Origin of the sequence: Allobosea caraganae (assembly GCF_003351345.1) — a bacterium.
Lineage (GTDB): Bacteria > Pseudomonadota > Alphaproteobacteria > Rhizobiales > Beijerinckiaceae > Allobosea > Allobosea caraganae.
Genome location: NZ_QQTO01000019.1, coordinates 412733 through 427480, shown reverse-complemented (window position 1 = coordinate 427480; position 14748 = coordinate 412733). Strand labels below are relative to the sequence as shown.

The 14748-nt window shown below is 66.9% G+C and carries 11 protein-coding genes; 7 read left to right on the top strand and 4 right to left on the bottom strand.

Annotation, left to right across the window (positions count from 1 at the left end; translation table 11 throughout):
* Positions 1 to 35: 35 nt before the first annotated feature.
* Positions 36 to 725 (bottom strand): glutathione S-transferase family protein, encoded by a 690-nt coding sequence (locus DWF00_RS10135; RefSeq protein ID WP_245973824.1) that lies wholly within the window; start codon positions 723 to 725, stop codon positions 36 to 38.
* Between the two features lie 45 nt (positions 726 to 770).
* A complete protein-coding gene (locus DWF00_RS10130) occupies positions 771 to 1739 on the bottom strand; it encodes a sodium:proton symporter (RefSeq protein ID WP_114827455.1) in 969 nt (322 codons plus the stop codon).
* Positions 1740 to 2001: 262 nt separating this feature from the next.
* Between DWF00_RS10130 and DWF00_RS10125 the strand changes: the two genes are divergently transcribed.
* The 4 genes from DWF00_RS10125 (at position 2002) to DWF00_RS10110 (ending at position 7763) form a co-directional block, all read left to right on the top strand.
* Positions 2002 to 3249 (top strand): NAD(P)/FAD-dependent oxidoreductase, encoded by a 1248-nt coding sequence (locus DWF00_RS10125; protein WP_114827995.1) that lies wholly within the window; start codon positions 2002 to 2004, stop codon positions 3247 to 3249.
* 240 nt (positions 3250 to 3489) lie between these two features.
* Entirely contained in the window at positions 3490 to 4629 is a 1140-nt protein-coding gene (locus tag DWF00_RS10120; RefSeq protein ID WP_114827454.1) for a dipeptidase, read from the top strand.
* Between the two features lie 389 nt (positions 4630 to 5018).
* Positions 5019 to 6902 (top strand): methyl-accepting chemotaxis protein, encoded by a 1884-nt coding sequence (locus DWF00_RS10115; RefSeq protein WP_114827453.1) that lies wholly within the window; start codon positions 5019 to 5021, stop codon positions 6900 to 6902.
* Positions 6903 to 6974: 72 nt separating this feature from the next.
* Positions 6975 to 7763 (top strand): RNA methyltransferase, encoded by a 789-nt coding sequence (locus tag DWF00_RS10110; protein WP_114827452.1) that lies wholly within the window; start codon positions 6975 to 6977, stop codon positions 7761 to 7763.
* A gap of 131 nt (positions 7764 to 7894) precedes the next feature.
* Here the strand turns inward: DWF00_RS10110 and DWF00_RS10105 are convergent, their stop codons facing one another.
* Positions 7895 to 10186, bottom strand: coding sequence for a TonB-dependent hemoglobin/transferrin/lactoferrin family receptor (locus tag DWF00_RS10105; RefSeq protein WP_114827451.1), 2292 nt, complete (start codon positions 10184 to 10186; stop codon positions 7895 to 7897).
* A 753-nt stretch (positions 10187 to 10939) separates the two neighbouring features.
* Between DWF00_RS10105 and DWF00_RS10100 the strand changes: the two genes are divergently transcribed.
* Positions 10940 to 12232, top strand: coding sequence for a flavin monoamine oxidase family protein (locus DWF00_RS10100; RefSeq protein WP_181832478.1), 1293 nt, complete (start codon positions 10940 to 10942; stop codon positions 12230 to 12232).
* A gap of 48 nt (positions 12233 to 12280) precedes the next feature.
* On the opposite strand, the gene DWF00_RS10095 is transcribed toward DWF00_RS10100, so the two are convergent.
* Positions 12281 to 13219 carry a bifunctional helix-turn-helix transcriptional regulator/GNAT family N-acetyltransferase gene (locus tag DWF00_RS10095; RefSeq protein WP_245973823.1) on the bottom strand — a complete coding sequence of 313 codons (939 nt, stop codon included), beginning with the start codon at positions 13217 to 13219 and terminating at the stop codon, positions 12281 to 12283.
* A gap of 278 nt (positions 13220 to 13497) precedes the next feature.
* Here DWF00_RS10095 and murI point away from each other — a divergent pair, with 278 nt between their 5' ends.
* A complete protein-coding gene (murI, locus tag DWF00_RS10090) occupies positions 13498 to 14367 on the top strand; it encodes a glutamate racemase (RefSeq protein ID WP_114827448.1) in 870 nt (289 codons plus the stop codon).
* A gap of 85 nt (positions 14368 to 14452) precedes the next feature.
* Positions 14453 to 14677, top strand: a complete 225-nt coding sequence (locus DWF00_RS10085; RefSeq protein WP_114827447.1) for a hypothetical protein — start codon at positions 14453 to 14455, stop codon at positions 14675 to 14677.
* Positions 14678 to 14748 lie beyond the last annotated feature (71 nt).

Here is a 14748-nt window from a genome sequence, read left to right as displayed (position 1 = left end):
GGTTTACCCGCCGCGAGCTGTCACCGCAATTGCGTTCAGGCGGTTTTCAAGGCTCGTTTGACCGGAAAGGACAGGCGCCGATCCGCTTCCGCAATCTCGGCCGCGGCGAGCGCGAAGGCCGGGCGCTGCGACAGCCGCGCGAACCAGGCGGCAAGCCCGTCGAAGCCGGTAAGCGACGGCCCGCCCAGCCGCAGCGAGAACAGCACGTCCATGAACAGCGCGATATCGGCGACGGAGAGGTTCTGCGAGAAGAACTCTCGCCCGGCGAGGCGCTCGTCGAGCACGGCGTAGTGGCGCGAGAGCGTCGCCTCGGCGATCATCGCGTCGGCCTCCTGCGCCATGCGCCTGGTCTGGTCGGAGCTCGGCGGGCTGGTGCGGTGCATCAGCGGCCGCAGCGCGTTGAACATGATCTCGTCGGCATAGAGCTCGTCGAGCCGGCAGCGGGCGCGATCGCCCGGCGACGCGGGATAGAGCGGCACCTCCGGATAGGCCTCGTCGAGATAGTCGATGATCACGGTGGAATCGTAGAGCACGAGGCCGCAATCGGTCAGCACCGGCACCTGCCCTTTCGGGTTCAGCGCCGTGACCTCCGGGTGCTTCGGGTCGTAGCCGGTGGTCTGGTTGAACGGCACCATGATGCGCTCGAAACTGAGCCCCTTCTCGCGCAGCGCGATCTCGACCTTGCGGGCGAACAGGCTCAGCGGTCCGGAATAGAGCGTGATCATGGTTCTGCGGCTCCTTTGACGAATGCAGCCTCGCAGGGCCCGCCGTCAGCCCGCGTCAGCAGGCATGTCCGCGCGCCTGACCCGCGCCGCGACGCCGCGCAGCAGCCAGGGCAGCAGGTAGATCGGGAACTGCGCCAGCGCGAAGAACAGGAAGGTGGTCGGGGGCACGCCGGCGCCGAGCGCCGCGACGAGCAGCCCCATGTTCCGCTGGCCGGTGCCGTAGCCGATCATGAAGCGGTCGGGTCGTTTAAGGTTGCGCAGCAGCAGGAAGGCGAGCCCGATGCCGCAGCCGGCGACCGCGAAGGCGACGGCCAGGAAAGTCAGAACCTGCCCCGGCCTCTCGAAGGCGGCGCGCGTGACGCCGTCCATCGCGGCAATGGCGAAGATGAAGTACATCAGCACGCCGAAGCCATCGAGATTGGCCTTCATCGCGCGGATGCGTTCGCCGCCGAGCCAACGCCGCATGATCGCCGCCACCATGATGCCGCCGCCGATGAAGAGCAGCAGGCGCAGGGTCAGCACCCAGCGATCGAGCGGCACCGCCGCCCCCGCCACCAGTTCGACGACCACAGGCGCGACGATCGGGCTCAGCACCGTAGTCAGGATGGCACTGGCGATGATCAACGACGGCTCGAAGCCGTAGAGGATCGCGATCGCCGGCGAGGACATGATCGGCGGCGCCGCACACAGGATCGCCAAGCCGAGCACGAGGCCGGGATCGAGCCCGGCGCGGCCGAGCAGCAGCAAGGTCGCGCCGATGATCACGGCCGGCGCGGCGATCAGCCAGAGGCAGGCCGTGAGAAGCTTGGCCGGCCGGCGGATCAGCCCGGCGATGACGCCGAAATCGGCGCGCAGGAAGACAACGGTGGTGAAGCAGAAGATCGTGACCGGCAGCAGCGGCCGTGCTGCCGCCGAGAATTGCGGCAGGGCAAGCCCCAGGAAGATCGAGAGCGCGAAACCCTGCGTGCCGTAGCGGCCGAGCCAGGCGAGGAAAGCGGCGAAACGCGAGAACATGAAAGCCTGAATCGGAACGGAATTTGCGTCACCTTGGCCGATAGGAGTTGCTGCGTCACCAGCGGCTGGCACAGCCCCGCCCTGCGCGGCGCAGAAAATTGCGTGGAGTTGCCGCTATGCTCCCCCAGCCCCGCGCTCCTGGCTAAGCTGGCGCAAAACTTGCGAAACTTTCGCGCAGAGCCCGCAAAAATGCACCACGCCGCTGACAACGCGGCTCAGAGCGGTATTTTTACGGGTGGGCGAGGCTGGCAGGAGCATGGTGATGCGGACCGATACGATCGTTCTCGGCGCGGGTATCGTCGGGATTTCGGTGGCACTGCACCTGCAGAAGGCCGGCCGCTCGGTGCTGCTGGTCGACAAGCGCGGGCCGGGCGAGGAGACCAGCTTCGGCAATGCCGGGCTGATCCAGCGCGAAGGGGTCTACCCCTACGGCTTCCCGCATGATTTCGGCGCGCTGCTGCGCTACGCCCGCAACAACAATATCGACGCCTCCTATCATTGGAACGCGATCCCCAAGCTCGCGCCCTTTCTCTGGTCCTACTGGATGCATTCGCGCGCCGCGAAGCACGAGGCGATCGCCCATAAATACGCGACGCTGATCGAGCATTGCGTCACCGAGCACGACGCGCTGGCGGCCGAGGCTGGCGCGACCCATCTCCTGCGCCGCAAGGGGTGGATGAAGGTCTTCCGCACCGCAGCCGAGCAGGATGCCCGCCTCGGTGAGGCCGCGCGCTGGAACAAGGAATACGGCCTGGGCTACCGTGCCCTCGATGTCGCCACCCTGCGCAGCGAGGAGCCTCATCTGGAGCAGAGCCTGATCGGCGGCCTGCACTGGACCGACCCGGTCACGGTCATTGATCCGCACGGCCTGTCCAAGGCCTATGTCGGGCTGTTCGAAAAGCTCGGCGGCGAGTTCCGGGCCGGCGACGCCACCACGCTGGAGCAGGACGGCGACGAATGGGCGGTTACCCTCGCCGACGGCACGCGGGCAACGGCGCATGACGCCGTGGTCGCGCTCGGCCCCTGGGCCGACGTGCTGACCAGCCAGCTCGGCTACAACCTGCCGCTCGCGGTCAAGCGCGGCTACCACATGCACTACAAGCCGCTCGGCAACGCCGTGCTCAACCACCCGGTGCTCGACACCGAGCGCGGCTATTTCCTGGCGCCGATGCTGAAGGGCATCCGCCTGACCACCGGTGCCGAGTTCGCATTGCGCGGCGCGCCGAAGACGCCGGTCCAGCTGGCGCGCGCCGAGCCCATCGCCAAGCAGTTCTTCCCGCTCGGTGAGCGGCTCGATCCCGAGCCCTGGCTCGGCAACCGCCCCTGCACGCCCGACATGATGCCGATCATCGGCCCGGCCCCGAAGCACCGGAACCTCTGGTTCTCCTTCGGCCACGCCCATCACGGCCTGACGCTGGCTGCCGTCACCGGGCGCATGGTGGCGGAGATGGTGACGAACGAGAAGGTCTTCGTCGATCCGACGCCGTTCTCGCCGGCGCGGTTCGGGTGAGGGTCATCCCGCACGCGCTGCAGCATGCAATGCTGCTGCGCAGATGCGGGACCGTCTTCAGGATAGGGCGCCCTTCTCGTCACGCGGTCCCGTGTCTGCGCAGCAGCACTTCGCGCCGCGGCGCGCACGGGATGACACCACGCGCAACGCTGCGCCCCGGTCATGCGCCACGCCCCCTCGCCTCGCGGCCGATCCCCTGCCACGATCCCTGCCCTTTCGATTCCCCGACTAAGGTGCGCCATGGCCCTCGCCGCTCCCCCGATCCAGGACAATGCCTACGCCGCCGCGCTCGCCTTGCTCGAGCGCGCGCCGATGATCGACGGCCATAACGACCTGCCCTACGTCATCCGGCTGAGCCGCACGGCCAAGGGCGATGTCGCCGCCTACGAACTCGGCAACGTCCATGCCGAGACCGACACCGACATCCCGCGCATGCAGGCCGGCAAGCTCGCCGGCCAGTTCTTCGCGGCCTACGTGCCGCCGAACCACCCGAAGCCCGCGGGCTTCGCGCTCGCGCAGATCGCGCTGATGCGCGACATCCTCAGCCGTCACGCGAGTGTCTTCCGGCCCGGCCTCTCGGCCGATGATGTCGAGGCCGCCAAGGCCGAAGGCCGGATCGCGCTGTTCATGACGATCGAGAACGGCTCGGCCATCGATAACGAGCTCGACGCGCTCGACGCCTATTACGGGCTCGGCGTACGGCTGATGACGCTTTGCCATAACGGCACCCATGACTGGTGCGACTCAGCCACCGATGCGCCCAGGCACAATGGCCTGACCGCCTTCGGCAAAGACGTGATCCGCCGCATGAACAAGCTCGGCATGGTCGTCGACCTCGCCCATGTCTCGCACAAGGTCATGCATGACGTGCTCGACGTCAGCAGCGCCCCGGTCGTCTGGTCGCATTCCAACGCGTTCTCGCTCTGCGACCATCCCCGCAATGTCCCCGACGACGTGCTCGACCGGGTCGCGGCTGCGGGTGGTGTCGTGATGGCGACCTTCGTGCCGGACTTCATCAGCCAAGCCTCGCGCGACTGGCACCGCCCGGCCAAGGACCAGTACGGCAAGACGCCGGATGGCATGGACTATAAGAAGGCCGAGGCCGACATCGCTGCCAAAGCCGGCCCGCGCCCGAAGGCGACGCTGGCGCAGTTCTGCGACCATCTCGACTATCTCGCCAGGCGCATCGGCCACGACCATATCGGCATCGGCTCGGACTTCTTCGGCGGCGCGGTGCCCGAGGGGCTGGAGGACACCTCGACCTTCCCGGGCCTGATCGCCGAGCTGATCCGCCGCGGCTGGTCGGAGGAGAATCTGGAGAAGCTCGCCGGCGGCAATACGCTGCGCGTGCTGCGCGCGGTCGAGCAGAAGGCAGGCTGAACGAGCCTGTCCGGAGCGGGCTGTGACTTGCCGGAAACACGCGGCGTCATCCCGGACGGAGCGAAGCGGAGCTCCGGGATCCATCATAGGGCTGGAGCTCTACGATGGATCCCGGAGCGGCGCGGCTTCGCCGCTTGTCCGGGATGACGCGGAGCGGATTCTGCGTATTCACACCAAGCTATAAGCGCGCATGACGTTGTGCCGCGCACGGCTCTACGTATCGCAATCTGAATCGGCTCATTTCGCGCGCAATCTGCACGTGCGCGAAATGAGGATATTTCGCTACGGAATGGCAAATATTCTACGATTTCAAAGGCATTTTATAGTTTATTAAATCTGAAAGCCGACTGTCGCGACGTTCCAATTCCCCTATCCGGGCGGTCGCGACCATGAACCTCAACAACATCCGCATCAGCATCAAGATCGCAGGGGCGATGCTCTTCGTCGGGCTCATAGGGCTCGCCGCGACCATCCTCACCAGCATCCAGTTGCATCAGGTCGACGAGACCTATTCCGACCTGATCAACGCCCGCAGCAAGGCCATCTTCGCGACCGCGCGGGCGTCGCGCGCCGCCAACGACATCCTGGCCCAAGCCTACAAGATCATCGCCTACCCGGCCAACTCGCAGGGCACCAAGGATGCCGAGACCCAGGGCGAGCGCGCCTATTCGCAATCGCTCGAACTGCTGAAGGAGGGCCAGTCCTACCTGCCGACCATGAGCGGCGAATACGACGCCTTGATCCGGCAGGTCGGCGAGATCAGGAGCGGCGTCAACCAGGCGCTCGACTTCGGCCGGCGCGACCAGAACGACAAGGCGCTGGCCGTGATGGACGAGGTCGACGGCAAGCTCCGCAACGTGATCCGCAACATCACCGAGCTCAACAACACCCTGACCAAGGATACGGAGACGACGAGCAACGCCCTGAGCGCCTCGACGGACAAGATCGTCATGATCGTCATCAGTTGCAGCGTGCTCGGCCTGCTGGTCGGCCTCGGTGGCGCGATGTGGATGTCCGCCAGGAGCATCACCGGGCCGCTCGCGCGCTTGAAGGAGACGATGGGCCTGCTCGCCAAGGGCGATTTCGACGCCGAGATCGCCGGTCAAACCCGCCGCGACGAGGTCGGCGAAATGGCCAAGGCCGTATCGATCTTCAAGGAGAACGGGCTGGAGATGCGCCGGCTCGAAGCGCAATCGGCCGAACAGAACCGCCTGGCCGAGGCCGAGCGCGGCCGCAACGAGACTGAGCGCCAGCGCGTCGAGGCCGAGCGGGCCGCGCTCGCCAGGGAGCAGCAGCACGTCGTCGGCCTGCTCGCCTCGGGGCTCGACCTGCTCGCGCAGGGCGATCTGACCTATCGCATCGACGCCCAGGTCGCGGCCGACTACCAGAAGCTCCGCGACGACTTCAACCGCGCCGTCAACCGCCTCTCGGAAACCGTGGCGACGATCCAGACCACCTCGGTCGACGTCGCCAACGCCGCCCGCGAGATCAACATGGGCGCCGACGACCTCTCCAAGCGCACCGAGGAGCAGGCCTCCTCGCTCGAGGAGACCGCCGCAACCACCGAGGAGCTGGCCGCGTCCGTGAAGGCCTCGGCCCAGTCCTCGCGGCAGGCCGTCCAGCTTGCCGAGGAGGCGATGCAGGTCGCCGAGAAGGGCGGCGCGATCGTCCATCAGGCGGTCGAGGCGATGTCGCGGATCGAGACCGCCTCGCGCAAGATCTCCGACATCACCTCGGTGATCGACGAGATCGCCTTCCAGACCAACCTGCTCGCCCTCAACGCCGCCGTGGAAGCAGCCCGCGCCGGCGATGCCGGCAAGGGCTTCGCGGTCGTCGCCTCCGAGGTCCGGACCCTGGCCCAGCGCTCCTCCGACGCTGCCAAGGACATCACGGCGCTGATCAGCGAATCCGGCGCCGAGGTCGAGCAGGGCGTCAGCCTCGTCCGCTCGGCCGGCGAGGCGCTCGGCAAGATCGTCGAGGCCTCGAAGAAGGTCTCGGCCACCGTCTCGGACATCTCGGCCGCCTCCTCCGAGCAGGCCAACGGCATCGACGAGATGAGCCAGACCGTCGCCCATATGGACGAGATGACCCAGCAGAACGCCGCTTTGGCCGAGGAAAGCGCCGCCTCAGCCAGCTCGCTGACCGGCCAGATCCAACGCCTGAACGGGCTGGTCTCCAGCTTCCGGATCAAGGACGAAGCTGCCCCGGTCAAGCGCATGAGCGACGTTGCTCCGAACGCCAGGCTTGACTTCGGCCTGCGCCGCAGCGCCTGAAGCGGTTCTTGCCAACACCTGATAGGATCGGGCTCGTAAGAGTCCGATCCTGTTCACAAGCGTAGAAATCCCATGCCCGGCTCCGGCACCGACCGCACCCGCCCGCCCTCCGAGGCCGCAGCCCCCGTCATCATCCTGGTCGAACCGCAGCTCGCCGAGAACATCGGCATGTGCGCCCGGGCCATGGCGAATTTCGGCCTCTCCGAGATGCGCCTCGTCGCCCCGCGCGACGGCTGGCCGACCGGCGGCGGCCTGAAGAAGGGTGCGACCTCCGCAGCCTCGGGCGCGACCCATATCCTCGACAACGCCCGGCTCTTCCCGGATGCGGCCGCAGCCATCGCCGATCTCAACTACGTGCTCGCCACCACCGCGCGCGAGCGCGGCCAGATGAAGCGCGTCGTCACGCCGGCGGAGGTGATGCCCCCGCTCGCGGAGCGCGTCTCCGGCGGCGAGCGCGTCGGCATCCTGTTCGGGCGCGAGCGCATCGGCCTGACCAACGAGGAGATCTCGTTCGCCGACGCGATCCTGACCTTCCCGGTCAACCCCACCTTCGCCTCGCTCAACCTGGCCCAGGCCGTGCTGCTGACCGGCTATGAATGGTTCAAGGCGACGGGCGGCGAGCCGCCCTTCCGCGAGAACAACTCGTCCCCGCCGGCGAGCCGTGCCACCGTGCTCTCGATGTTCGATTATCTCGAAGCCGAGCTCGACCGCTGCGGCTTCTTCCCGGCCGGCAAGAAGCCGGTGATGACCGCGAACCTGCGCGACATCCTGCACCGGCTGGAGATGACCGAGCAGGAGGCCCGCACCCTGCGCGGCGTGTTCAAGTCGCTGGCCGAGGGGCCAAGGGTCCGGCGGGAATAGGCGCAACGCGCTCTTCCCTTCTCCCCCTGCGGGAGAAGGGTCATGCGGCCGCGCCGCGCCAATAAAAAAGGCCGGCGCGAACGCCGGCCTGACGAGAGGGTCTCGAACTCTCTCTTGGAACTGGGACTTCCTCAGAACTGATACTTCATCGTCGCCTTCACGGTCCGGCCGGGCTCGCTGTAGTAGTCGCGGCCCTGGGGACGCGCGAGCGGGACGTTGACGGCATCGAAGTACTTGCGGTCGAAGATGTTGTAGACGCCGACTTGGAACTCGAGATCCGCGACCTGCGGCAGCGGCCTCCACCACGCCGAAGCGTTGAAGATCGCATAGCCTGGCGCCTTGAAGCCGGTGCCCGCTGCAACAGTCGAGACGTCGTCGCGCGACGCCGCCAGCTTGGTCGAAACCTCGGCCCCCCAGACATTGGTGGCGTAAGCGATCGCGACGATGCCCTGAACCGGCGGGATCGAGTTCAGGAAGGTGTCGTTGTCCTTGTTCTGTCCGCGGGTATAGGCGAAGGAGCCGCGCGCCAGCCAATTCGTTGCGAAGGCATATTGACCGTTGATTTCGACGCCCTGGATCTCCGCGCGATTGATGTTCTGATAGCCGGTGATGCCCCCTTGCGGATACAGCCCACCGACGCCCGGGGCCTGAACCTGGTAGGTCTCGATGAAGTTGCGGTAGTTGGTGTGGAAATAGGTGATCGAGCCGCCGAGTTGCTTGTCGCCGAAGCGCAAGCCCACATCGATGCCGTTGCCGACTTCAGGGCGCAGATACGGATTGCCGGTGCGCAGATAGGTGGAGGGTCCGCCGAAGCGGCCGTAGAGTTCGTCCGCCGTCGGCGCCCGGAAGGTCTTGGCCCATTGCGCGAAGAGTGTGACGTCCTTCACCACGGGCGCGTTCTTCAGGATATCGTATTCGAGCCGGACCCGCGGCGACCAGCCCGTGTCGCTCGACGACGGCGGCAAACCGACCGGTCGCGAGCCGCCGAGCGAGTAGGCCGGCGTCTGCTGTGGCTCTTCCTCGTACCAGTCGAAGCGCACGCCGGGCGTGATGCGCAGGCGGTTGTCGAGGAGGCCGATCTCGTCATGCGCGTAAAGGCCAACGAGCTTTCCGTCGATCGTCGGCTGGTCGGCCTGGTTGGTGAAAAGGTTGTTGCAGGTGGCGAACGCGCCCGTGAACCCACCCGACGCCGGACGCGCCGGGCAGTTGTCGATACCGGATGAGTACTGCTCCAGCGACGTGGTGCGCAGCTCGGTGCCAAGCATGAGGCGATGCGACAGCATGCCGGTCTGGAAGTTCTTCAGCAGATAGCCGTTGAAGCCGTAGGCATTCTCTTCGTTGGAATTGTCGCGGGTATAGGGACCGACGATGCTGGTGAAGCGCCACGCATTGGTGAGGTCGTCGCGCTTCAGCCGCTGCCAGTAGAGCGTCGCATGCGCCTCGTCGATGAAGCTGCCGGGCTGCTTGTAGTCATAGGTCAGCGAGACACGGTTGCGCTCGACATCTTCGCCGCTCTGGTAGGCGCCCGGACGGAAATTGCCGGTCAGCGAGACCGTGTTGTTCCGGACCTGGGTGCGGTCCTGGCGCTTGAAGAACTCGGCGGTGATGCCGAAGCGATGCGCCTCGCCGACCTGCTGGTAGAGCTTGGCGAGGAAGTTGTACTGGTTGAAATCGCTCGGGTTCGGTGCGGTGCGCGTCGCGCCGATGCTCTTGTTCGAGCCCTTGTTGTCGATTTCGTGCCCGTCGCGGAAGCCGCCCTGCAGCAGGACGGAGGTGTTGCCCATGCGGGCGGCGGCGGCGGCGCTGCCGAACCAGGCCCGGTCCGTGCTGTCATAACCGGTCTTGGCGAGCGCACCGTAGTTGCGGCCGTTGCGGATCAGATCCTCCGGATCGAGCGTGCGCACGGCGAGCGCGCCGCCCAGCGCCCCGCCGCCCAGCGTGCTGGCGCCACTGCCACCGCGCAGCAGGTCGAGCGTCGAAAGCGAATCGAAATCGAAGGCATTCTGGGCGCCGCGCGCGATGCGCGTGTCGATCAGGAAGGGCTGGCGGATGCCGTCGATCGTCGTCAGCACACGGGCGCCGTCGAGGCCGCGGATGTTGAGCGAGTTGGTCTGGCGGTTGAACGAGATGCCGGCCTCGACCCGATTGGAGAGATCCGTCAGGCTCTGGATCTGCTCCCGATCCAGTTCCTCGCGGGTCGTCCGCGTCGTGGTCGGACCGGCCAGAAGCGGCGTGCCCGCTTCCCCCTGACCCTGCACGGTGATCGGGTCGAGGACCACCGAAGCGTCCGCGCCGCTGGCCGAGGCGGCCGGAGCGGCGGGTGCCGCGCGCCGCTGCTGCGCGTCTGCCGGGACCGCCGCCAGGACCACCATCAAGGCTGCAAGCGCTACGCCGTAACGTAGCGTGCCGGAATGCTCGTTCATCGCCCAACCCCGCTTAGCCGAAGAGACCGCCCAAGTTCAGAAGCGGTCCAGAAATTTATAATTGATGTAAACTGTGCCTATACTTCAAGTTAAGGCTCAGATCGGATATTGATGATATTTCACGCTGTCAACAAGCACTGCACAACGACTCGAACTATAGAAATATTCTAATGTCAAACTACGCGGATTCTTCGGTTATCTTAGAATTTTTACAGCAATCGCGGGCCGATATGAGGTTCTTCGAGCATCCGCCCTCATCCTGAGGAGCGGACGAAGTCCGCGTCTCGAAGGATGTTCCAGAAGGCGACGTCACCGCGAGCTGGAGCATCCTTCGAGACGCCGCGAACGCGGCTCCTCAGGATGAGGGCTGAAATGTCTTGTGCGATATCTAGGATGTCTCATCCGGTCCAAACGCGCCGTCATCCCGGACAGAGCGCAGCGGAGCTCCGGGATCCATCGTAGGGCTCCGGCGCTCTACGATGGATCCCGGGACTGCGCTGCGCTTGCCCGGGATGACGGCACCGTTGAGTTCGATTCTCGAAACTTTGAAATCATCGCTTTCTTCATCGGTCAGGCTCTCGGGATAAGGGTTGAGGTTCCGCGCAGTTCCCCGCTCACAGCCCGCTCCCCATCTCGTGATCGCCCTTCTCAGGCCGCAAAGCCGATGGCGTATTGCAACGCACAAGCGGGCGCGCATCATGCGCCCGCCGCCACGCAGATAGATCAGCAATGCTCGACCGCCGGACCTTCCTCATGGGCACTAGCGCGCTTGCCGCGAACCTCGTCGGCATGCGCGAGCGCGCCTTTGCCGCCGATCTCGACGTCGTCGTCATCGGCGCCGGCGCGGCCGGCATCAGCGCCGCGCGCGAGCTCAAGGCGGTCGGCCGCCAGGTCGTGATTCTCGAGGCGCGCAAGCGCATCGGCGGCCGCGCCTTCACCGACGCCTCGCTCGGCCCCGCCTTCGACGCCGGCGCGATGTACATCCACTGGGCCGAGCGGAACCCCTGGGTGAAGATCGCCGCCGATCTCGGCATCGCCACGCCGACCGAGCCCTGGGGCGGCGGCTTCCAGCTCTTCGCCAACGGCAAGCCGATGGCGGAGACCGACCGGATGCGCCGCCGCAGCGTCTTCGGCCAGATCGACCGCCGGCTGGAGACGGTCGACATCACCACGCGCGACCTGTCGGTGGCGGAGCTGCTCGGCGATCTCGGGCCGGACATGGCGCCGATCGCCTCCTCCGGCCTGCTGCTCTCGATCGGCGAGGAATCGGGGCGCATCTCGGCGCGCGACTACCAGCGCCTCTGGTCGGGCGACGACCTCATCGTGCCCTCGGGCTACGGCAACCTCGTCTCGCGCCATGGCGAGGGGCTCGACATCAGGCTCGACGAGCCGGTCAGCGCCATTCGCTGGGATGGGCCGGGCGTCGAGATCACCACGCGCTCGGGCACGTTGAAGGCGCGCGCCTGCATCGTCACGGTGCCGGTCGGCGTGCTCAAGGCCGGCTCGATCCGCTTCACGCCCGAGCTGCCGGCGCGCACCCGCGACGCGCTGGGCGGCCTGGTGATGGGCGCGCTCACCAAGATTGCCTTCCGGGTGGAGGGCGACCGCTTCGGCATCACGCCCGGCGCGAGCTATCTCGAAGCCGGCGCACCGGAGGAGATGATGAATTTCGACCTCTACCCGGACGGCAAGGACATCATCATCGGCTATTTCGGCGGCGACTACGCCCGCAAGCTCTCGCTCGCCGGCGCGCAGGAGGCTCAGGCCCATACCATCGACCTGCTGGCGGCAATGATCGGGGAGGATTTCCGCAAGACGGTGAAGGCGGCGACCTTCCCGGCCTGGTGGACCGACCCGTATTCGCACGGCTCCTACTCGGTCTGCCTGCCCGGCCAGGAGAGCGCCCGCGACAAGCTGGCCGAGCCGATCGGTGGGCGCATCTGGCTCGCCGGCGAGGCGACGGCCGGCGGCGGCGCGATGACGGTGGGTGGTGCGACGCTGGCAGGGCGGGCCGCGGCTGCGGCGGTGGCGCGGATCAAGGTTTAGGGCGCAGGCCGCGTCGGCGCAAATATGTGCATTGCCCCCGCGCGTGGCTCACGTCCCGGCCGCGAGCTCCAGCTCCCAGTTCTGCCCAACCAAATCCTTCCCAAAGGAATGGTGCGTCTCCTCCGCCACCAGCCTGAAGCCCTCCGCAACATAAATCGCCCGCGCGGCATGCAGGATGTCGTTGGTCCAGAGCGCCATGCGGCGATAGCCGGCGGCGCGGGCGAAGCCGATCGCCTCTTTCACCAGCGTCTTGCCGAGACCAAGCCCCTGCGCCCGCGCCTCGACCAGCACGAGCCGGAGCTTGGCGACCTCCTCGCTCTCCTGCACCACGAAGGCCGAGCCGACCGGCGCGCCCTCCAGCTCGGCGATGAAGCAGCGCTCCCGGCCCGGCTTGAACTCGCGCAGGAATTTTGCCGCGATCTCGGCCACCAGCGCCTCGAAGCTGATGTCCCAGCCATAATCCTCGGCATAGAGCCTGGCATGGGCCGAGATCACCCAGCCGATATCGCCCGGCCGGTGCGCGCGGATGATCGGCCTCGCCTTGGCCGGCAACCCGCCCGAGAGCAGCCTCTCGGCCTTGTCGAGCGCCTCGACCAGCCCCGCCTGCTCCTCCGCCTTCAACCGCGCCACGATCGCCGCCGCCTGGTCGTGCGAGGCCTGTCCGAGCGGCCGGAACGCCGCGTGCCCCGCCTCGGTCAGGCGCAGGCGCAGCGCCCTGCCATCGTCGCGCGAGCGCTCCCGCGCCAGCCAGCCGGCGGCAGCGAAGCGCTTGAGGATGCGCGAGAGATAGGCGGGATCGAGCCCGAGCTCGCGCGAAAGCTCGCTGGCGAGCCAATCGTCGCGGTGCGCCAATTCGTAGAGCACCCGCGCCTCGGTCAGCGCGAAGCCCGAGCCATGCAGGCTGCCGCCGAGCGCGCCGATCCAGCGGGTATGGAAGCGGTTAAAGCGGCGGATCGCCGCGATCGCAGCCAGGTTCGGGCTCGGCATGGGCATCTCCTCGTGGCCTGAGGATCGCTCAGATTAATGGACACAGTCAACTATTTAATGGACATAGTCCATTAAATCGAAACACGCCGCCGAACCCTTCCTTGACCGTTCCTTAACCCGCCTCCTGTCCAATCCGGGTTTCGCTAGCGCGCTTTCCGTTCGGCTGAAATCGGCCGAACGACCAGAATTCGCGCCAGCTCAATATCTTGAGCATGTTCTCATCGCAAAAGTGCATGCCACTTTTGCGGAACATGCTCTGCCCAGAACGAGCACCGACGATGCGGGTCGATCTTTTGGCCGGAACGGCCTATGGCACCTCCCCCGTGATCGCGCGCACGCCAACGATTCTCGTCTTCGATTCCGGCCTGGGCGGCCTCACCGTCCTGTCCGAGGTGACGCGCGCCCGTCCCGACGCGCAGATCGTCTACGCCGCCGACGATGCCGGCTTTCCCTATGGCCGGCTGAGCGAGACGGAGTTGGTCGAGCGCGTGCTTGCGGTGATGGAGCGGCTGGTTCAGCGCTGCCATCCCGATCTCGTGGTCATCGCCTGCAACACGGCCTCCACGCTGGTCCTGCCGGCCTTGCGCGCCCGCTTCACCATTCCCTTCGTCGGCACCGTGCCGGCGGTGAAGCCTGCGGCGGAACTGAGCCGCAGCCGGCTGTTCTCGGTGCTGGCGACGCCCGGCACCGTCGCGCGCGACTACACGCGCGGGCTGATCGAGACCTATGCCGCCGCCTGCGAGGTCACGCTGGTCGGCTCCACCCGGCTTGCCGGCCTGGCCGAGGCGGCGCTCAAGGGCGAGCCGGTCGAGGACGACGCGATCCTCGCCGAGATCGCGCCCTGCTTCGTCGAGCGTGATAGTGAGCGTACCGACGTCGTGACGCTGTCCTGCACGCATTACCCACTGCTGCTGGAGCGCATGCGCCGGCTCGCGCCCTGGCCGGTCAGCTGGATCGACCCCGCCCCGGCCATCGCCCGGCGCGTGACGCAGCTCATCGGCCCGGCACCCCCGCGTCCGCTCCTCGTCGCAGGCGAGGCTCCGGCGCTCTTCACCAGCGGCGCCGGCCTCACCGGCCCGCTCCGCATCGCGCTGGCGGGCTATGGGCTGGCCCAGGTCTCGCTCGAGCCGATGCCGCTGGCGAACTGACTATCCGCTATAGTCGATTGACGTAACGGCCGGATGGGCCGACCTTCTTCATCTGCACATGCCGCGGTCGGGAGGGAGAACCGCGATGAGGAAGCTCGTCCTGCTGATCGCGCTTGCCTTCGGCCTCGCGCTCGTCGGCCCCGGTGCAAGTTCCGAGGCCCAGGCCCGGCCGCATGGCTGGCACCAGAAGCACGGCCAACACCAGAACTGGCGATATTATCCCAGGCGTCATTACGGCTGGCAGCGCGGCCGCCAACTCGGCTGGCACAAGCCGCGCAAGCCCCGCTATCTCTATGGCGAGCGCTGGTGAAGGCGCGGCATTTGTCGCCGCGCCTATTTGACTTGAGCCGGCTGTTGCGCCTATAGGGCTGGCGTCGCGCG